Source organism: Rhodoferax sp. RT4P68, from assembly GCF_056521305.1.
In genome coordinates this window covers 1-19,400 of the sequence record NZ_JBWMBB010000018.1, presented here as the reverse complement: position 1 = coordinate 19,400, position 19,400 = coordinate 1, and the positions used below count along the sequence as shown (strand labels likewise).

Genomic DNA, 19,400 nt, shown 5'->3' with positions numbered 1-19,400 from the left:
CTTCTTTTTATCGCCACGGGATAAATATCCTTGAATGGATAAAAAAGCATAGAAATGACCTTCTACCGGCCCGCGATCGCTGCAGACATGGCCCAGCAGCTCCTGCATCCGAAGGGACTCACCAAGAACAACATCCGATCGGGGCTGTTCCTGGGCGGACTGCGTCGAATCGGCAAGACGACCTTTCTGCGGGGTGACCTGATTCCTGCGCTGGAAGCGCAAGGCGCCATCGTGGTGTACGTCGATTTGTGGAGCAACACCGCGGCCAAGCCGACGGACCTTCTACTGCCGGCAGTGCGCAAGACGCTGCAGGAATTGGAACGCCCCGACTCGAAGACGCTGGGTGTGCTGAAACGGTTGAAGGGGCTGGACGTCGGCGCAGCTGGCTTCAAATTCGGCTTCAGCCTCGCCGAACTGGGCAAGACCGAAGGCAACACGCTGGCGGGCGCCTTTGCGGAACTGGTGAGCAAGGCGAAGACGGATGTCGTCGTCATCGTCGACGAAGTCCAGCACGCTCTGAACACCGACGATGGCGACAACATGCTCCTGGCGTTAAAGGCCGCGCGCGACGAGATCAACACCAGGCCGGATACGCCAGGGCATTTCCTCTTCATCGGCACTGGATCGCATCGCGCTCGGGTGCGCGAACTCACGATCAAGGGCAAGCAAGCGTTCAACGGCGCCATGTCGGAAGACTTCCCCGTTCTCGAAAAAGACTTCGTCGAGTGGCTGCTGAAGGAAGCGGATCTGGGCGCGAGAGCGCCGTCGCTCGACGTCGCGTTCGAGTGCTTCACGCGCCTGGGGCGGCGGCCGGAAGAGCTGACCAAAGCCTTGGTCGCGCTGCAGAACATGCCGGTCTTCTCGAACGCGGACCAGGACCTGCGGGCGATCACGGAAGGTGTCAGGCAGTCGGCCGCGGCGGTCGAGCTGGCTCGCGTGGAAGATCTCGGTGCCCTTGCGCAGGCCGTCTTCAACTACGTGTGCGACGAGGGAGGGCAGGGCGTCAAGAAGCTGTTTTCGGGCGCAACGCTGGAGGCGTACGGCCGCGTCCTTGGCCGGCCGGTCGCCCCTGAAGAGGTGCAGAAGGTCGCGGTTCTATTGCTCGACGAGAACATCCTCGCCCGCGACGGCCACGGCATCTACGGTGTCAGCGACCCCTTCGTGATCGAGACCTACCGTGGCAGGGCCAGCATCCGCGAGACGCTGGAGGGTTCTGACTCAGCCAGACCCGGCACGATGGCGATCAAGGGTTCCAAGTCCATGGAATAGGTCTTGGATCAGCCTCCTGGCGATCTACGCGGCGAACCTCTGCGCCCTTACCGAAAGACTAGTTTGTGGCGTTTGCCTCAGCTGACGGAATGTCGTTGATGGGCGCGAAACAGCCTGCCGAAACGACTGGAGGCGGCCAGGAACGGGTGCTCGCCAACGTCCGGTTGCTGGTTCGCTGTTAGCGTGTACGCCCAGGAATGCGACGGTGAAGGAAGCTCTGCGCAATGCGCTTTGAGATGTGCTGATGCAGCCCCACCCAGCCAATTGGCCGATTCGGCCCGTTGCACAGCGGCTTGTCGGCTCCTTCGGGCCTGCTTGCCGGCCTCTTGGCCGTTTGCAGGCGCACTCATGCCTGCGCCCCCATCAAAGTGCGCCGCACCATCCACAGGTTGGACAGCGCGAACAGCGTGTGCAGCTGCGCGGTGTTCTTCGCCAGCCCGCGGTAGCGCACCTTGACGTGGCCGAACTGGCGCTTGAGCACCCGGAACGGATGTTCGACCTTGGCCCGGACGCTGGCCTTGATGCGCTCAATCTGGTCGGTCAGCGCGTCGACCCGTTTGGTTTTGTCCAGCAGCTTGCGCTTGCCGGGGCGCATGGCGATGTTCCAGCGCACGCCTTCCTTGGCGTCAGGCCGCTTGCCAGCACCCTGGTAGCCGGCGTCGCCCCAGGCTTCGGTTTCTTCGCCGTGCAGCAGCGTGTTGGCTTCGACCACGTCGTTGACGCTGCCGGCGGTTCCCCGCACCGTGTGCACCAGGCCCGAGTCGGCATCCACGCCGATGTGGGCCTTCATGCCGAAGAACCATTGCTGACCCTTTTGGCTTTGCTTCATCTGCGGGTCGCGCTCGCCCGAGGCGTTCTTGGTCGAACTGGGCGCGGCGATCAGTGTGGCGTCGACCACAGTGCCGGCGCGCAGCAGCAGGCCTTTGGCGCCCAGCAGTTCGTTGACCAGCGCCAGGATCTTCGGGGCCAACTTGTGTTCTTCCAGCAGCCGACGAAAGCGCAGGATCGTGGTCTCGTCGGGCAGCGGCGTGTTCCAGTTCAAGCCCGCGAATTCGCGGAACAGCGGCACGTCGTGCAGCGCCTCTTCCATCGCCGGATCGCTCAGCGTGAACCACTGCTGCATGAAGTGGATGCGCAGCATCGTCTCCACGGCAAAGGGCGGGCGACCGCGTCTGCCTTCCGGCGCGTACGGGGTGATCAAGGCAACGAGCGCTGCCCACGGCACCACACGCTCCATCTCCGCCAGGAACTCACGCTTGCGCGTGCGCTTGGTCGTCAGGTTCAGGCCCAGGTCGGCTTGTTTCATGGCTCGGATTTTCTCAGCGCCAGGGCTTGCCAACGACATCGGCAGCGGATTTGTGCAGACCTTCCTGAACACATGGCACGCTAAAGATTTCAAGCCGGCACCCCTTCACATTCATGCGACTTCGGGCCATTGTTGGGCGCCCACCTGCAGGTGGCTTTGAATGCTGCCAAGGCAATAATCTAGCCATCTTTTAGCCCAGTCGATCGCCTAGGTGAGGTGCGAAATATCCACTTCGCCCCAATGCTGCTTGAAGTATTCAGCCACGACTCTCCTGTGGCAGTGATGGGGCTTATCTTCACTACAAAGCAAGCAACCATCACTTATGAGATCGGGCGGGACTTCTGATTCAATTCTCCTCTTTTGCATTAGATCGAGAAAACGCGCTTCGTAGGTACTCCAATCTCCACCGTTTTTCTTATACTCGTCGAGCATCGGTTGCGTGGGCGCCAGCAATGGAGCGTGAACATATTCAACATTCAGAAGTCGCTTCAAGAAGAAGGCGAGATCATCCTTCTTGGCGAATCCCGCAAGTTGCGATATGTTATTTAACCGCACATCAACAACTCTCTTTGTCTTAGATTTTTCAATCAAATCAAAGAACTGTCGCGCGCCCTTTTTTGTAAAACCGATTGTATATATTTTCAAAGTACCCACCGATTAGTTTAATGGCTTTTCAATGATGGCTGCAACAAGCTTGTAATGATAGCTACCCGATTTCGTCTCAAAGAGTTCTGCGAGACTTATCGTTAGAAGGCACGGACCAAGTTGCTGAAAGCGGCTAGCTGCCGGCAAATATTTCGACTCAACTACCGGGTCGGTCACCCAAAGCCGGTAGTCGACACCGCGATAATCGAACCTTGCTTGCACGCGCTTTTTTGGGTTTCCGAACTTTTCTCCTGGCGCCAAAACATGAATCTCAACAGATTCCACGGAAATCATTGTGATTGATGTCCTGAACCCTCCAGCAGCCGATCTCTCAATTTGATCATTAAGTCCGTTATAAGTTGAGTCGCCAACATTCCACAACTTTAACGGCTTTTCGGCAGCGGCACTCGCACGACTCCAGTCACACCGCCCCTGTTTGATCCAATAGTGATTAGGCGACAAAAGCCAATTCTCAGAGTGGCAACCTATAGGCTTTTCGCCAAGTAGTGGCACATCGACAATATCAAGAACTTTAGGATACGTACCATCTTGATATCGACGCTCATCTTCTGAAACCTCAGCCCCCTGGCGATCACTGACCGGGCGGATCCAATTTGGGCCGTACACGTCCCCGATTATTTCTCTTCCGGCAAGGCACCTTCCAGAATGTTTGCGGGAGTTAGCAAGAATTATCATTCGTTTATAGATCATAAGTAACTCTATTGTTTTCCTTGTTGTTTGCTAACATTACACTCTTCAACTTTTGGAAGTCGATCCAAGTACGCCGCGATGATGTCACCATGGCATGCTTGTGGTTTGCAAAAGCAGGCTAATCGTAGCCCTCTTAGCCCGAGAATCCCACGCTTAAAAGACGCATCTTCGGATATTTTTTTCTCAAAGTATTCTTCATACTTTTTTAGAACTTCGTCGCGATCGGGCCCATCTCCGTGGCCGATTGCAAATGGATTACCCCATGGTGTTCCGCGACCGATGTAGATGTCGAATTCGCTCGTCGTATTTTTGTTGACCACCCTCGTTACTTGAACAGGTATGACTTTGGTCGGAATTGATAAAACCCGTGCCTCAAAAATAAGGTTTGTAAGACCCACGCCATCCCAAAAAATCAGTAGGTGCGCAGTGCTCTCGAGTGCTCGTCGAATTTCCGATCTTGATTTAGCTTTTACTTGGTCTGCCGAAGGCCACTTCGCCAATGCTTCCTGCAAGAGACAAGGGTTTCCTTCCAATATCCCTATGTTCTCAAGCTCCGCGTCAGGGATATTAGCTAGGTGATATCTTATGGCTTGTGCCGAAATAAACGGCGAAGCTGCGACGAGTATATTATTCACAAAATCTTTTGGTTGCTTAAGGGGATCATACGCCGGCGAATACTGCTGCATGGTGCTGCTCCGTGTGATCGAAATGTGTTCACACGACCAAAAACATGTACTGCCGAAGGTGCACCAAAATTTCGAGCGACTAGCTAGAAATCAAACTCTCGATTTGGCCCTTGCGCGACATCCCCCCAGATCCGATTGGGCAGCTCGTGGCGACTGAAGAACACCAGATGGTAGAGAGGCCGATTGCCATCGTCCCGAACCAGAGGCATTCGGCGGCTAATTGAGAACCCTAAGCCCTCGACCAGTCCGCACCAGTACTCGAAAAACGCATCGTCCGCGTCGCCGCGCACAAATGCCCAGGGATCAATATGTTTGCGCCATCCGGGTGCCGCCGCATCGAAACGTGCGCGTTCCGGGTTGAACTCCATTAGTACGTTGCGACGAAGGTCCATCGTGCTGAAGTGAACCGCGAAGTCCACGTAATTCAATCTGGCGAGCCTCTCGATCACACTGAAGGACAGGTACTGGAGGTTGTAGGGATCCAGATAAGCAAGGCAAAGCGCGCCCCGGGGGATGTGCTCGAGTGCTCGGTCCACGGTGGACTCCGCGGCTCCTGGCAACGCAACTGCCGGCGCACCGACTGCCCGCAGTCGCGCCGCGCAAGCAGATGCCCGTGCCTCATCCAGGTCGCCCAGCAAACAGGATGTGAATGCCGCGTTGTCACGCAGCGAGTGGTGCCACGCAATCTGCGCGCCACCTGGGCGCGTCATCGGCTCGCCTTTCACCTGAATGCGCCCAGGTCCGCAGAACAGATCGACGTACACGCGGTGGTTGAACTTCTCGCGCGCCCGGCGCGTCCCCTCGACGTACTTGGCTAGGAAGGTGTGCTTCATGTCGGGCACCCAGCTCCCTACACCCTCGCCCATTCGTCCATGCTCGACGGGCAGCAGGGGCAGCGTATCTGGTTCGCAACCAAGCTTGAAGCTCAAAGCGCGCTCCCGAATGAACCTCCAAACAATCCCTTCTGCGGACTGCGCTCTACCCAGTCGGTGTCCTTCATGTATTGGGCCTTCCACCGATTCTTGCCATCCTCGGCGCGAATGAAGATTTCCTGCTCGTCCAACAGCCTCACAAGCGCCAGCTTGTACATGAAATGATGTACCAGGGGAGGTGTTGCAGGTGCTGGCATAGATCTCGCCGATCTGGATGGGCTGGCGCCGCGCAAACACGAAGTTGGCGAGTTGCTCGGGCAATGCATCCGACGACAGACGTCGAGCCGCTTCATCGAACACGAAGCCCCCGTCGAACTCCTGCCGAAATCCCATGACGGGAGCCTCTAGCATGTTCAAGCCCGGCCCGCCGTAGTGAATGAAATGGTTTTGGTGCTGCCAGTGCACCTGCTTCATCACATCCTGCGCGCGAGGATGCTGGGACAGATGCACAAGCCAATACTCGCCCTGCCCGCTGCCCTCCCCCCGGATGAAGAACGGCGTGAAGTACTGGGCACCGCACTCACGCACCAGCGCCTGGTACAGCGCGGCCTGGATGACGCGCCGCCAGTCCGCGGAGTTCTCCTCCTTGATCCTCTCAATCGAATGCCCGCCCAGTTCCGATCGAATATCAATGGCCAGCTTCCGCGACACGTGGTCGGCGAACTGGTCATTGGTGTAGGTGGCAAAGGCGGAGACGTGAAACGTGAGCACTACCTCGCTTTTTGGCGAATCCCGAAAGATCTCCTGGATGAGCGGTGCAGGAACATCGCTGTATCCATACTGATCTAGAAAGAACAGTGCGGTGCGTGCCAGAGGCGTGTGGCTGCTGATAAGTTGAAAGACCTTGGGCGATGCCGCCACGAAGTCTTCATTGATCAAGTGGATCGTGGAGCCGATCAGCGGACCATAACCTCGATCTAGCAACACCTGCTTCAGATGAGCGAGCGCCTTGGCATCCTTGTCAACGAAGACGTATAGAACGTCGAGCGCAACTGGTTTCGTCCTCTTCGCATTGACCCGAACACACGCCTCCTCAACTGCCTGGAGCATGCGTAGTGGGGAACCAAGCACCTCCGCTCCCCTGCCCTTCAGCGAGTAGAGACCACCACCGCAGAAGCCATCGACCAGCGTGATGCGAAGCTTTTCGCGCCCGCGCGCGTTTAGAGTGCGCTGTTCAAAATACCGGATCAGATAGCCGACCAGCACCTCATGCTTGGTAACGCTGTGCGGGTCGATTTGCGCCGGCCCGTTCGACCAATCGTAGTGACTCTGTGCCAAGCGCCTTACCCTTTCGTGGTGCGGTACGAACGATGCTAAACGCGTGTACTCGGGCTCGGAAATTGATCCCAGTGGCGACCGCTGAGCGACCGGCCGGCCTTCCCTTTGCCGACGCCCGCGAGCTTGACCTCGGATCCGTCCCGCCGGACAACGTGGATCGGCGTGCGGCCTGTCACCGCATCGCCAGCCAACTCAACCGGGGCCCAGTGTCCCCATTGCTTGAAGTGGAAGGCCACGCCTTCGGCGTTGCATTGCTTCCGCAGATTCTCTGGCCATTGCGGATCCATGGGCCGCGACCCCGGCCCCGATTCCCCGCCGGCGATGACCCAGTCCACACGGGTACCCTTCTGTCCGGTCTTCAACCACGGACGCAGTTCCAAGGGGCCCAAAAGCGGCTCGCAGGACAGGAAGCGCACAGCAGGCGTCTCAAACTCCAACAGGTACTTGATACGCTTGTCCGCCGACTCCTGGTGCTCCACAGTAGCGCCAAGCCAAACGTTGCGTGGCAACTCGTAGCCCTTGGGCAACTGCTTACGCACGAGATGAATACGTTTGGTCAGCAGTAGCCAGTCGAGATGCGGCGTGGCCTCGATAAGTTCGAAGAGCCGCAGGCGATGGGGGACTAGATCTTTACGGTTCTCGAAGACGTCCGCCATCGACGCGCAGAACACGCGTTGCCGCGCTCCGCTTGCCATTGCCTCCCGGTTCCACTTCAGCGGCTCTTTCCAATGCGCATCACTGAAGAAGCGCCGCTCGGCCGCAGCCCCCCAGACATCAACGCCCAAGCGCTTGGCCCAAACCTCGGCGTAGCAGTGGTCGCACGCGTCCGAAACGCGAACACACCCCCACCAAGGATTGAAGGTGTGATGCGTCCATTCAATGCGTGTGTCTTTGCCCATGGTCGTTGTCTTGAGGCAAATTCTAGCCTGGAGATCTGTATTTTTATACAGATCTGATCTGTGCCGACTTCAATAGCCTATGGCGCACATGGTCTCCCCGACCAATACGCACCTCAATCGCTCCAACGTGTGCCAGCCAACATGCGCACTCGTACTCGGGCCCTACAATTGAGCCTGTGCGCAGCTCCGACAGGCAGCTCTACGGCAGCGAGACCAAGACGGCACATGTCCGTTCAGAGCGCAAAGCGGGTACTGGCCGTGCTTGCCAATCCCTCGCCTTCAGAACGTCGCACTGCACCGCACCCCCAGCGGCACCTTGCCGGCAGGGTTCGGCAACTCCAGCCGCACACCAAACGTGCCGCTCGCCGAATCAATCACCGTGTCGACCACCCGCACCTTGGCGGGGTACTCCCCACCGAACGGCGCCTCGGGTTTGACCGCCAGCGTGTCGCCCACCTTCACGCGTCCGTGCAGCGCCACCGGCAGCACCATCTCTACGCGCGCGGGGTCGGTCTGCGCCAGCTTCAGGATGGGGCTGGCGCTGTCGCCTGACTGGGCCAACTCGCCGGGGTTCTGCAGCCGCTCCATCACCACGCCGCCGACCGGGCTCACGATGGTGCGCCGGCCCAGCTCTGCGGCCAGGCGATGCGCCTCCAGCTTGGCCAGCTCGCGGCTGTCGCGCGCCTCCAGCAGGTCGGCCTCGGCCACGCGCGATTCGGCCAGCGCGTCGTCGCGGTCCTGGCTGGAGACAAACTTTTCCTTCACCAGTTCCTCGCGCCGGCGCAGCTTGTCCTTGGCGTGCGAGAGGCGCGCCTCGGCCGCGGCCACGTTGCCCTGCATCACGGCGCGGTAGCGGGCCGAGTCCAGCGCGGCCTTCTCTGCGCCCGCATCCAGCAGCACCAGCGGCTGGCCCTTGCGCACGGTGGCGCCACGGTCAACGGGGATGTCGGTGATCAGCGCGGTGACGGTGCTGCGGATCGACAGCTTTTGCGCCGGCTCGATCAGGCAAGGCGCGACCTCGGCCCGCAGGGGGGCGGTTGCCAGCAGGCCAGTGGCCAGCAGGGCGATGGCGGCGTGCCTCATAGCCGCCCCGACATCGACATCAGATCGGCCAGCTGGTTGTCCAGCCGCAGAGCCTCACGTCGCCCATCGCGGTGCTGGCGCTCGGCCGCGCGCTGGGCCAGGCCGCGCAGCACACGCAATGCCAGCCGCCCCGCACCCGCGCCCTGCAGGCCGCGCGCCACAGCCGCCAGGGCCGGCGTGAATTCGCGGAACAGCGCATCGTCGAACGCCACGATGCACTGCGCACTGCCGGCGTCACCCTGCCGCCCGGCGCGGCCGAACAGCTGGCGGTCGACGCGGCTCGACCCATGGTGCTCGCTGAGGATCACATGCAGCCCGCCCGCGCGCAGCACGTCGGCCGGCAGCTTGATGTCGGTGCCGCGCCCGGCCATGTTGGTGGCCACCGTCACCGTGCCGGGCAGGCCGGCGGTGCGCACCAGCTCGGCCTCGGCCGCGTCCTGCTGCGCGTTGAGCACGCGATGCACGATGCCGCGCGTGTGCAGCACGGCCGACAGTTCCTCCGACACGTCGACCGACCCCGTGCCCACCAGAACCGCGCGGCCGGCCGCAAGCAGCGCCTGCACTTCCTGTGCGATGCGCTGCCATTTGGCCTCGGTGTCGGGCAGCACGATGTCGGGCCAGCGGCGGCGTGCCGACGGCCGGTGCGTCGGCACGACCAGCGTGCGCAGGCCATAGCAGCCGCGGATCTCGCCACGCACCTCGCGCGCCGTGCCAGTCATGCCCGACAGCCGCAGATAGCGCGCGAAGAAGCGCTGGTAGGTGATGCGCGACACGGTGCGCGCGCGGTCAGAGAGGGCGCAGCCCTCCTTGGTCTCGATCATCTGGTGCAAGCCTTGTTCCCAGGTGCGGCCGGCCAGCACGCGGCCGGTGTTTTCGTCGACGATTTCGACCTTGCCCTCGCGCACCACGTAATGGTGGTCGCGCGCGAACAGGTGCAACGCCCGCAGCGCCTGCACCACCCAATGCTCGCGCGTGGCGCGCAGCTGCCATTCCGGGCCCATCTCGGCCCCCAGCGCCAGGCTGGCGCGCAGCACCTGCTGGCGGCCCAGCGCGGTCAGCGCCAGTGCGCGGCGCCGCGCGTCCACGCGGTAGTGCTGCACGTCCAGCAGGCCGCGCGCGATCTGCAGCGCCTGCGCGAAGTGCGGCGGCGCGCCCTCGGCGCCAGACTTCACGGCCAGGATCAGCGGCGTGCGCGCCTCGTCGATGAAGATGCTGTCGGCCTCGTCGACGATGGCGAAGTGCAGGCCGCGCAGCAGGCTGTGTTCCACCACCTCGCTGTGCACCCACTCGCGCAGCTGCTGGCGCGTCGCGCTGATGTCGGCGCCGAAGCGGGCGCGGTCCTTCAGGTAGTCGAACACCAGCTCCTTGCCGGTGCAGTAGGTGATGGCCTTGTCGTACGCCGCACGCCGTGCGTCCAGCGACATGCCGGTCAGCACCGAGCCCACATCGAGCCGAGCCCGGGCATACAGCGGCGCCATTTCCTCGGCGTCGCGCTCGGCCAGGTAGTCGTTGACGGTGACCACATGCACCGGCACGCCGGCGCAGGCGGCCAGCGTAGCGGCCAGCGCGGCCGTCAGCGATTTGCCCTCGCCGGTCGCCATCTCCACCAGGCGCCCTCTGAGCAGGCCGGCGGCGCCCAGCAGCTGGGCCGGGTAGGGCTCCATCTGCAGGCTGCGCCGGCACATCTCGCGCACGGAAGCCAGCGCGTCCGGCAGCTCGGCCGGCTCGGCCCAGCAACGACGGGCGCTGCGGCGCAGCAGCTGCAGCAGCGCGGCGTCGTCGAGGGCGCGCATGGCGTCTGCCCGCTGCACCGCCAGTTGCACGCGGCGGCGCAGCGTCTGGTCCTCGCGGTCGAGCGGCTCCAGCACACGCCAGCAGGCGCGCGCCCAGCGGTCGGCCGTGTTCTCGCGCGCGTCGGCCCGCTCGGGGTAGGCGCTGCCGCTGCGGGCCAGGTCGAGGGATGTCATCCGAGCTGTCCCTTTCGCTGCGTGCCACCTGCAACGAGTGCAACGTGGGCGTGTCGTGCGCCCAGTCCCGTCGCGGGCGAGAGAGCAGCGACCGTTGAATCAGTGGACGTGATGCTCCCACTGCCGTCGCGGGTTGGCGCGCGGGCCGAGGCCACCGGGTGGCCCCTTCCGCGAATGTCCCCCGGTCCGCGCAGGGCGCGTCCCTCCTCCTTGATTTCGCTGCAGGGGCCACCCGATACCCTCGGCCCTGACCATGGCGCGTCGTACCGAGCGACTGAACGGTTCAGCGCTTGTCCAGTCACCCGCGGCGCTGACGGAACACGACGATGGTGTGCTTCGCGCAGTGAAATAAAGGAGGAGCCCTGGGCCGCCTGCGGCCCTGGGCGGGGGACATTCACGGAGCGGAGTACACCGTCGGCGTGGGCCCGCCCCGAGGCGTGGTTCCACCCCCAAGCTCGCTCCCATTCCGGGGTGTGTGCCCGCCCCGACACCTGGTCGAGGCCTGCAGCCTTCTCCGACCCCGGACCAACTTGGCCACTCGTCCTGCGTCCATCCCAACGAGGTCGTCGCATTTCAAACACTCAAGTGAGACAAAAACAACCGCCGCGTATGCCGCCACCAGCGCTGGCCGATCGGCTCGGCCGGCTGCTCCAGCGCCACATACACGCGCGTGCCGATGGCGCCCAGGCTGGTCACCTGCGGCGCCTCGATGTCGAACTGGAACACCGTCTCCATCGCCGTGGCACCGCTCTCGTCGCGCGGGTCGACGACGAAGCGGCCGCCACCGGTGGCGCCCAGTGCGGGGCTGGGCAATGCGTGCCCGGCCTGCGGTGTGCTGCGTGTCAGGCGGCCCACATGCGCGTCCTGCACTTGGCCGGCCACACGGATCTCGATCGACTGCAGCGCGGCCAGGTCCAGCTCGGCCTCGCCCTGCGTCAGCGCCACGCGCACGCGCGGCACGCTGCCACTGCCGGCCTCGGCCAGCACATGACCCACCACATCGCCACGCTTGACGAAGCGGCCCGGCAGGTCCTGCGCCTGCTCCAGCCGCACCGTGCCGGCCAGCCCGGCGCGCAGTTGCAGGTCGGCCACGTCGGCCTGGGCGCGGCGCAGCGTGGCCTGCTCGGCCTGCAATTCCTCCTGCAGGCGCGCAGCCAGTGCCGGCTGGTGCACCAGGGCTGCGTCCAACCGCGCCTGGGCCAGCGCCACACGGCTGGCCTGCTCGGGCACGCGGGCCTGCAGGTCGGCATTGGTAGTCGCCAGCACCGTGTCGCCCGGCCGCACGGCCGTGCCCTCGGGGGCCGTGATGGCCTGCACGAAGCCATCGGCCCGGGCGCGCAGCAGCGCTTCCTCGGGCAACCAGACGACACCCTGCACGCGAATGTGGCGCGGCAGCGGTACCACCAGCAACAGCACCAGCGCCAGGCCCAGCAGGCCGGCCACGGCACTCCACGCGCGCCAGGGCCGGGCCGCGAACTGGGGTGAGCTGCACAGCGCGTGCAAGCCCTTGGCCAGCGGCCAGACGATGCTGGCCGCCAGCGTCCACGCGGCCAGCAGCACGCCTGCAAAGAAGTACTGCTGCGCCACGAACCAGGCGATGCCGAAGCTCAGCAGCAGCCGGTACACCAGCGCCAGCGGCGCATAGGCGAGGAACCAGCCCATCTCATAGCGGCTGGCCGGTGGCAGCGTGGCGCCGCGCGCGCCCAGCACCAGGCGGCGGATCAAAAACATCCAGAAGCCGTTGGCGCGCTGCCCCAGGTTCGGCACGCCGATGGTGTCGGCCAGCATGAAATAGCCGTCAAAGCGCAGCAGCGGGTTGCCGTTGAACAGCACGGTCGACAGGCCGCCCAGCACCATCACGTTGTAGAGAACGGAGCGCCAGAAGCCCGGTTCGATCGCCAGCCAGGCGAAGAAGGCCAGCGCCGCGATGAAGATCTCGGCCGCCATGCCGGCGCCGGCCACCGCCACACGCGCCCAGCGGCTGGGGAAGGCGCTGGAGGCAGAGGCTTCCACATACGGCGTGGGGTAGAACACCAGCAGCATGAGCCCCATCTCGTGCACCTCGCCGCCGCGCCGCACCACCGCTGCGCCGTGCGCCAGCTCGTGCGCCACCTTGAGCAGCGGAAACACCAGCGCGGCCAGCAGCAGGTTGTCGGCCGCCAACATCTGCTCGCCGAAATTGCGGCTGAGGTCGGGCCAGTGGGCCGGCACCAGCGCCAGCGCGCTGCCCACCACGGCCAGCCACGCGCACCAGACCAGCGCAGCGGGGACGGCCGGCGTCACGGCCAGCAGGCGGCGCAGGAAGCGGTCCGGGTCCCACAGTGGCAGCTTGATCGACATGGGGTTGCCCATGCTCTGCTTGCGCTTTTGCTTCTTCTGGCGCTGCTGGCGCACCAGCAGCTCGGCGGCGTCGGGCGAGGCATCGACGACCAGCAAGTCCTGCGCATTGAGCTGGCCGACGAGTTGCAGGATGTCGTCCTGGCTGGGCGTGTCCTCGCGCGGCTCGGCCGACAGGCGCTGCCAGATGTGCTCCAGCGTCGTGCGCCCGTCCAGCATGCGCAGCAGCCGGTAGGCCGGCGCGTTCAGCCGGTGTTGGCGCGCGCCGCCCAGGTCCTCCAGCACATGCCACACCTCGCCGTGCTGCACCTGCCGGTGCACGCGCGCATGCGGCACAACGCGCGGGCGCAGGCCGGCCACGCGGTGCCATTGCTCGGAGAGGAGGGCGACGCTCACTTCAACACCCCGGCGCTCACGGCAAATACTCCCAAACGGTCACCCGTAGCCACTGCCGGAAGTGCCGGGTCCACGCCTGCAGCGCTGGGCTTTCGCCGGTGTCGACCTTGGCCACGCCCTCCAGGCCGGGGCGCAGGCGCGCATCGGGTTGGGCCAGCTTGGCCTCGACGCGGAAGAAGTTGCGCCCGTCCTTGGCGGTGGCCACGGCCGTCACGCGGCGCACCGTGAAATCGAAGGCCTGGCCCGGCAGCGTGGTCAGCACGATGCGGCCGGTCTGGCCCAGCTGCACCAGCGGCGTGTCGCGCTCGTCCACCTCCAGCACCACGCGCCAGTCGTCCAGCGGTGCTACCTCGAACAGCACCTTGCCCTGTTCCACCGGCGCGCCGATCTGCTGCGACAGGTCGCCCTTGATGACGATGCCGGCCGACGGCGCCACGATCTGCACGCGCTGCAGCTTCTCCAGCACCAGGTCGAGCTGCGCGCGCACGCTGCCGCCCTGCGCGGCGGCCAGCCGGCTCTCCACGCGGTTGCCGGCGGCAATCGCTTCGCGTTCCTTGCGCAGCGTGACTTCCAGATCGGATTCCAGCCGCATCCGCTCCAGCCGCAGGTCCTTGTCGTCCAGCGTGGCCAGCAGCTGGCCGGCGGCCACGGTGTCGCCGGCACGCACCGGCGCCTCGCGCACGTAGCCGGCGAACGGGGCCACGGCGGCGCGCTGCACCTCGCCCTCGATGGCGGCCTGCGCACGCACGCGCTCGGGCACCGGCACCAGCGCGGCGGCCGCCAGCAGCAGCGCGCCGGCCAGCACGCCGAGCTTGATGGCCGGGTGCGAGGCATCGGTCGCCGTGCGCACGCCGCTGCGCGTCTGCGCGCCCAGCCGCTGCCAGGCACCCTGCGCGGCCTGCTCGTGCAGCGCGAACACCGGCGCCAGGGTGACTGCCGCCACGCGCAGCGCTTCAGCCTCGGCCGGGCTGAAGGGCGCGTCGCGCTCCAGCAGCAGCACGCCCGTCACCTCGCCACGGTGCAGCAGGGGCAGCAGCGCCAGCGCGCCGGCCTTCTGCGCATGGGCGTAGTCGGCCAGCGGCGCGCACGGCAGGCTCTCCTCGTCCTGCGGTGGCCACAGCATTAGCGCGCGCTCGTCCACGGCCTCGTTCATGGCGGCCTCGGCCATGCCGGTCAGCCGCGTGCGGGCGTCGAAGGTGGCGGTGTTGCTGCGCACGAACAGCCGCGTCTGCAGCCCCTCGACCCGGCCCAGCTGCACCAGCGTGGCGTCGAAATGCTGCGCCAGCCGGTTCACCAGTGCCAGTGCAGCGGCGCGCGGCTCGGGTTGATCGAGCATCAGCGCGTTGGCGTCGATGACGAAACGGGCGCGCTCCAGCCGCGTCGTCAGTGCCTGCGTGGCCTGCAGGTCGCCCAGTCGCAGCAGCCAGGCCACGCCCCAGTGCAGCTGGCGCATCAGGCGCTGTGTGTCCAGCGAAGGCAGGTCGGCCAGTGCCAGGCTGACCAGCAGCACGCCAGCCTCGCCGCCCAGCGGCACCGGGAAGTCGATGCGCGCCACGCCGTCGTGCCGCGCGATCACCGGCCCGCGCGCGGGTGCCTGGCCGGCCGGCGCTGCGATCGGGTGCAGCTGCGCCGCATCGGCCAGTGTGGGCAAGCCGGCCAGCGCGGTCGCCACCGGCTTGCCCTGTGCATCGAGCTGCCAGATGGCGGCGCGCTGCAGCTCGGGCATCCACTGCGGCAGCTGCTTGAGCCAGGCATCGGCGGTGCCAGCGCGTTCCAGTGCGGCATCGGCCACCGGCACCGTGGCCGGCGGCGCGTCGTGGGGCAGGGCGTCACGCTGCATGGTCGGCTCCGGTTCAGGCCAGGGTCACGCGGTACACCGTGCCCTGCGTTGACGACACGCGCAGCGCGCCGTCGGCCCCGAACGCCAGGCCCGAGATCTCGCCGTTGGTGATGCCCTGGCTGGCCAGGTCCACGCGGCGCTGCTCCACACCCTGGCGGTTCACCAACACCACGCTGGTGACGCTGCCCGAGGAGCCGATCCACAGGTTGCCGGTCGCCGGGTCGATCGCCATGCCGGTGTGGCCGGTCACGCCGATCGGCAGGTCGAACGTCTGCACCACAGCGCCGGTGGTGGCGTTGAAGGTGGTCAGCTTGTCGTCACTCGTGGTGGCGAAGATCAGGCCGCTGGCCGCGTCGAACACGCCCGAGGTCAGGTAGCTGCCCGGCAGATCCAGTTGCGCGACGATGGCCCCGGTGGCTGGGTTCAGCGCCGTGGCGTGGTTGTTGCCGTAGCCGTTGATCAGCAGCAGGCTGCCGGCCGGCACGTTGACTCCGCCCAGGCTGAAGGCGCTCGGTACCACCTGCAGGCCACCATAGCCATACGCCGAGTCGTAGGGCCCCATGGCCGTCGTCATCGTGATGGTCTGGGCGATGGCCCCGGTGGACGGGTCGATGCGCAGCAGGTGCCCGGGGCCGCCATAGTCCAGCACCCAGGTCGTGCCGGTGGTGCGGTCCACCGCCACGTCGGTCAAATAGCCGACCGGCGCGCTGTCGGTGCCCGGGCGCAGCACGTTCAGCGCCAGCGCGGCAGAGGTGCCACCCGCCGTGCTCACCGTCACATTGCCCTGGCCGTAGCGCGGCGTGCTGGCCAGCGGGATGTTGACCAGGTTGTTCTCGGTGTAGACGCCGCCCTGGCTGTTGCCGTAGGTGATGTCCGGCCCGGTGTTGATGACCGTGTCGGCCAGCGTCGCGCCGGGCAGGTTGAAGGTGCTGGCGCCTTCGACGAAGCCGCTGCCCGCCAGGCTGAGCGTGCCGTTCTCCGACACCGCGTACAGCGTCGGCACGATCTGCAGCAGTGGCTGGCTGCTCGATCCGAACACCTGCAGCCCGAACGCCCCGTTCACCTGGCCCGGCAGCACCAGCGTGGCGCTGGTGCCGTCGCTCGCGGCGCTGGTGGGGCTCACGCGCACCATGGCCGGGTTGCCCTGGTAGTCCGTGTAGCGGATCAGCACGTCGGTCGCAGTACTCAGCCCGTTGCCGTTCAGCCCGATGGTCTGCCCGGCGTTGGCCGAGGCCTGGGCCGCACTGGCCGGCGTGCCGCTGGCGGCCACACTGGTGATGCTGGCCAGGTTGGTGCTGAACAGCGCACTCGTGCCACCCGCTGTCTGCACGCTGATGCCGCCGAACGCGCCGTTGGACAGCGGCACCGTCAGCGTCACCTGGCCGTTGGCGATGAAGCGGTTCAGCACTGTGTCGCTGCGGCCCTGCACGTCCGGCGTCGCGCCGGTGCTGGCGTCGCGCACCGTCTCGCTGCCGAAGCGGTACAGGCTGTCACCACCATCGAGGAAGCCGAAGCCCGACAGCACCACCACCGCCGTGCTGCCGTCACCGGCCACCGACTGCACCTGCACGTCCGTCACGCGCGGCACGATCTGCAGCAACAGGCCGTTGGTGTCGCGCTCCAGCCGCACGCGGCCGATCATGGCGGTGTCCGGCACGGCGACCGTGATGGTCTGCGCCGCCACGTCCACGCTGGTGGGCACCACCAGCAGCTGGTCGATGGCGCCTGCCGCGTCGACCACCGTGAACAACACACGGTCGCCGCTGACCAGGCCGACGCCGCGCAGGGTGATGGCCTGGCCCGGGTTGGCCGAGGCCACCGCCGTCTGGCCCGGCGTGCCGCTGCCGGCCGTCGCCTGGATCGACGACAGCCGGATGCTGCCCAGGCTCTGCGCCTCCAGGCTCAGGCTGTAGGCCCCGGTGTAGGGCGAGGCCGTGCCGCTGCCGGCGGTGGCCGGGTCGTAGGTCGTGTTGCCCCAGCCGCTCACGCCGATGGTGTAGGTACCAGCGCTCGGCGCGGTGAACTCCAGCAGGCCCGCATCGTTCGGGCTGAAGGCCCGCGTCGCCACCTGCGTGCCGGCCGCGTCGAAGATGCGCACATGGCCGTAGGTCTGCGTCGCCATGTTCAGGCGCAGCATCACGCGGGCGCCCAGGTTCACCTGGTACATGTCCACGTCGCGCTGCCCTTGCGCGCCGTCGCCCACGCTGGCGTTGACCACCAGCCGCGCATCGCGCGCCAGGCCCAGGTTGGCCGCGCCGGCCTGCGTGTCGCCCGGCTCGCTGGTCGGCGTCTGCGTGCCCTGGTTGGCGATGGCGATGCCGGTGCGCACGGCCGCATTGCCACCCGAGGTGCGCACGGTGATCTCATTGCCCACCACGCCCGCAGGCACGGTCAGCGTGATCAGCTGCTGGTCGCGCGTGGCGCCGGTGCTGTCGATCACGGTGCGCAGGCTGTAGCTGCCGACGGTCTGACCGCCCACCGTGATCACCAGGTCGGCGGCCGACAAGCCAATGCCCTCCAGCACCATCACGTTGCCCGCGCCCACGGTGCCGCCCACCGAGCGGATCAGCGGCACCACCTGCAGCGCGATGCTGGCGCCACTGCCCAGCACCGTCACGTTGCCGGTGGTGGCCAGCGCCGGAACCATCACGCTGAGCGTGCGGCCGTCGCTGCTGGCCGTGCCGGTGCGCGTCAGCGTGCCGACCACGCCGTTGTCGTCGCGACCCTGGAACTGCACCAGCGTGTTGCTGGTGAAGCCCTGGCCCTGCAGCACGATGGCCTCTGCCGTGTTGGCCGAGGGCAGCGCGTTGTTGACGGGCGCTGCCGAGCCGGCGCTGGCATTGATGCCCGTGAACAGCGTCAGCGGCTGGTTGGCGAAGGTTGGCGTGAACTGCGCCGTGCCACCCTCGGTGGTGATGCGGATCGGCCCGTCCAGCGTGCGCGGCGCCACCGCTGTCAGCGTGCCGTTGCGCACGCCGCTCACGTCCAACGGCCCGGTGTGGCCCGAGCTGTCGACAAAGGCCACGCCGCCCACCGTCAAGGTGGTGCCGCCATCCATGAAGCCCGAGCCGCTCAGCGTGAACTGGCTGTTCTCGCCGGTGCGTCCGGTGATGCCCGTCAGCAGCGGCACGATCTGCAGCCGCACGCCGGCGCTGGGGTTGCCCGAACTCTGGACCACGCGCACGTTCCCGGTGGTTGCCAGATCGGGCACCAGCACCTGCAGCCGGGTGCCGGCATCGTTGATGGCCAGCGGATCGACGGCCACCTGGCCGGTCGATCCATCGGCGTTGCGCACCTCGAACAGCACGCGCGTGCCGGCGTTGAAGTTGGTGCCGTTCAGCACCACCAGCTGGCCCACATTGGCCGAGGCCACGGCCGCCTGCGCCGGCGTGCCATCGGTGGCCAGCGCGGTGATGCTTGCCAGGGTCGCGGGCTGCACCGCCACTGCGGGCGCCAGCGTCACCTGGTGCACCGTGCCCTGGTTGGACGCCACGCGCAGCGTGCCGTCGGCCATGAACGCCAGGCCGGAGATCTCGCCATTGGTGATGCCCTGGCTGGCCAGATCGACGCGTCGAATCTCCACGCCCTGGCGGTTCACCAGCACCACGTTGGTGGTGCTGCCTTGCGAGCCGATCCACAGCCCGGCGCCGGCCGGGTCGATCGCCATGCCGGTGTGGGCGCTCACGGTGAAGGGCAGATCGAAGCCCTGCACCAGCGCGCCGGTGGCCGCGTTGAACTCGGACAGCTTGTTGTCCTGCGTGGTGGCAAAGATGCGCCCGCTGGCCGCATCGAACACGCCCGAGGTCAGGTAGCTGCCCGCCAGGTCCAGCTGCGCAATGATGGCGCCGGTCGCCGGGTTCAGCGCCGTGGCGTGGTTGTTGCCGTAGCCGTTGAGCAGCAACAGGCTGCCGGCCGGCACGTTGACCCCGCCCATGCTGAAGGCGGCAGGCGCGACCTGCAGGCCACCATAGCCATACGCCGAGTCGAAGGGCCCCATGGCCGTCGTCATCGTGATGGTCTGGGCGATGGCGCCGGTGGACGGGTCGATGCG

General features: G+C 65.9%; 12 protein-coding genes. 1 reads left to right on the top strand and 11 read right to left on the bottom strand.

What is annotated here, in order from left to right:
* The first annotated feature begins 54 nt into the window (after nucleotides 1-54).
* The gene (locus AC099J_RS28425) at nucleotides 55-1,269 is read left to right on the top strand and encodes an ATP-binding protein (RefSeq protein ID WP_479618676.1); all 1,215 of its coding nucleotides are present in this window, start codon (nucleotides 55-57) and stop codon (nucleotides 1,267-1,269) included.
* Nucleotides 1,270-1,615: 346 nt separating this feature from the next.
* Here AC099J_RS28425 and AC099J_RS28420 read toward each other — a convergent pair whose 3' ends face one another.
* The 11 genes from AC099J_RS28420 to AC099J_RS28370 form a co-directional block, all read right to left on the bottom strand.
* Nucleotides 1,616-2,575 (bottom strand): IS5 family transposase, encoded by a 960-nt coding sequence (locus AC099J_RS28420; RefSeq protein WP_479618675.1) that lies wholly within the window; start codon nucleotides 2,573-2,575, stop codon nucleotides 1,616-1,618.
* Between the two features lie 207 nt (nucleotides 2,576-2,782).
* Nucleotides 2,783-3,229 carry a DUF488 domain-containing protein gene (locus tag AC099J_RS28415; RefSeq protein ID WP_479618674.1) on the bottom strand — a complete coding sequence of 149 codons (447 nt, stop codon included), beginning with the start codon at nucleotides 3,227-3,229 and terminating at the stop codon, nucleotides 2,783-2,785.
* Between the two features lie 3 nt (nucleotides 3,230-3,232).
* Nucleotides 3,233-3,916 (bottom strand): dual OB domain-containing protein, encoded by a 684-nt coding sequence (locus AC099J_RS28410; protein WP_479618766.1) that lies wholly within the window; start codon nucleotides 3,914-3,916, stop codon nucleotides 3,233-3,235.
* A gap of 23 nt (nucleotides 3,917-3,939) precedes the next feature.
* A complete protein-coding gene (locus tag AC099J_RS28405) occupies nucleotides 3,940-4,617 on the bottom strand; it encodes a DUF4326 domain-containing protein (protein ID WP_479618673.1) in 678 nt (225 codons plus the stop codon).
* 83 nt (nucleotides 4,618-4,700) lie between these two features.
* Nucleotides 4,701-6,827: a three-Cys-motif partner protein TcmP gene (locus AC099J_RS28400; protein ID WP_479618672.1), complete on the bottom strand. Its 2,127-nt coding sequence runs from the start codon at nucleotides 6,825-6,827 to the stop codon at nucleotides 4,701-4,703.
* Nucleotides 6,828-6,862: 35 nt separating this feature from the next.
* A complete protein-coding gene (locus AC099J_RS28395; RefSeq protein ID WP_479618671.1) occupies nucleotides 6,863-7,726 on the bottom strand; it encodes a DUF5131 family protein in 864 nt (287 codons plus the stop codon).
* A 279-nt stretch (nucleotides 7,727-8,005) separates the two neighbouring features.
* Nucleotides 8,006-8,809, bottom strand: a complete 804-nt coding sequence (locus tag AC099J_RS28390) for an efflux RND transporter periplasmic adaptor subunit (RefSeq protein WP_479618670.1) — start codon at nucleotides 8,807-8,809, stop codon at nucleotides 8,006-8,008.
* Nucleotides 8,806-10,776 carry a preprotein translocase subunit SecA gene (locus AC099J_RS28385; protein ID WP_479618669.1) on the bottom strand — a complete coding sequence of 657 codons (1,971 nt, stop codon included), beginning with the start codon at nucleotides 10,774-10,776 and terminating at the stop codon, nucleotides 8,806-8,808. The genes AC099J_RS28390 and AC099J_RS28385 overlap by 4 nt, the downstream gene beginning before the upstream one ends.
* Nucleotides 10,777-11,349: 573 nt before the next feature.
* Nucleotides 11,350-13,509 (bottom strand): PqqD family peptide modification chaperone, encoded by a 2,160-nt coding sequence (locus AC099J_RS28380; protein WP_479618668.1) that lies wholly within the window; start codon nucleotides 13,507-13,509, stop codon nucleotides 11,350-11,352.
* Nucleotides 13,510-13,525: 16 nt separating this feature from the next.
* The gene (locus AC099J_RS28375) at nucleotides 13,526-15,349 is read right to left on the bottom strand and encodes an efflux RND transporter periplasmic adaptor subunit (protein WP_479618667.1); all 1,824 of its coding nucleotides are present in this window, start codon (nucleotides 15,347-15,349) and stop codon (nucleotides 13,526-13,528) included.
* A gap of 13 nt (nucleotides 15,350-15,362) precedes the next feature.
* Nucleotides 15,363-19,400: beta strand repeat-containing protein (locus AC099J_RS28370; RefSeq protein ID WP_479618666.1), on the bottom strand; the 4,038-nt coding region annotated here is incomplete at its 5' end.

What these genes read in the sequence shown, in the direction of transcription:
- AC099J_RS28385 (WP_479618669.1), bottom strand. Translation starts at nt 10,776, where the DNA reads ATGACATCCCTCGACCTGGCCCGCAGCGGCAGCGCCTACCCCGAGCGG.
- AC099J_RS28425 (WP_479618676.1), top strand. Translation starts at nt 55, where the DNA reads ATGACCTTCTACCGGCCCGCGATCGCTGCAGACATGGCCCAGCAGCTC.
- AC099J_RS28410 (WP_479618766.1), bottom strand. Translation starts at nt 3,916, where the DNA reads ATGATAATTCTTGCTAACTCCCGCAAACATTCTGGAAGGTGCCTTGCC.
- AC099J_RS28420 (WP_479618675.1), bottom strand. Translation starts at nt 2,575, where the DNA reads ATGAAACAAGCCGACCTGGGCCTGAACCTGACGACCAAGCGCACGCGC.
- AC099J_RS28390 (WP_479618670.1), bottom strand. Translation starts at nt 8,809, where the DNA reads ATGAGGCACGCCGCCATCGCCCTGCTGGCCACTGGCCTGCTGGCAACC.
- AC099J_RS28405 (WP_479618673.1), bottom strand. Translation starts at nt 4,617, where the DNA reads ATGCAGCAGTATTCGCCGGCGTATGATCCCCTTAAGCAACCAAAAGAT.
- AC099J_RS28395 (WP_479618671.1), bottom strand. Translation starts at nt 7,726, where the DNA reads ATGGGCAAAGACACACGCATTGAATGGACGCATCACACCTTCAATCCT.
- AC099J_RS28375 (WP_479618667.1), bottom strand. Translation starts at nt 15,349, where the DNA reads ATGCAGCGTGACGCCCTGCCCCACGACGCGCCGCCGGCCACGGTGCCG.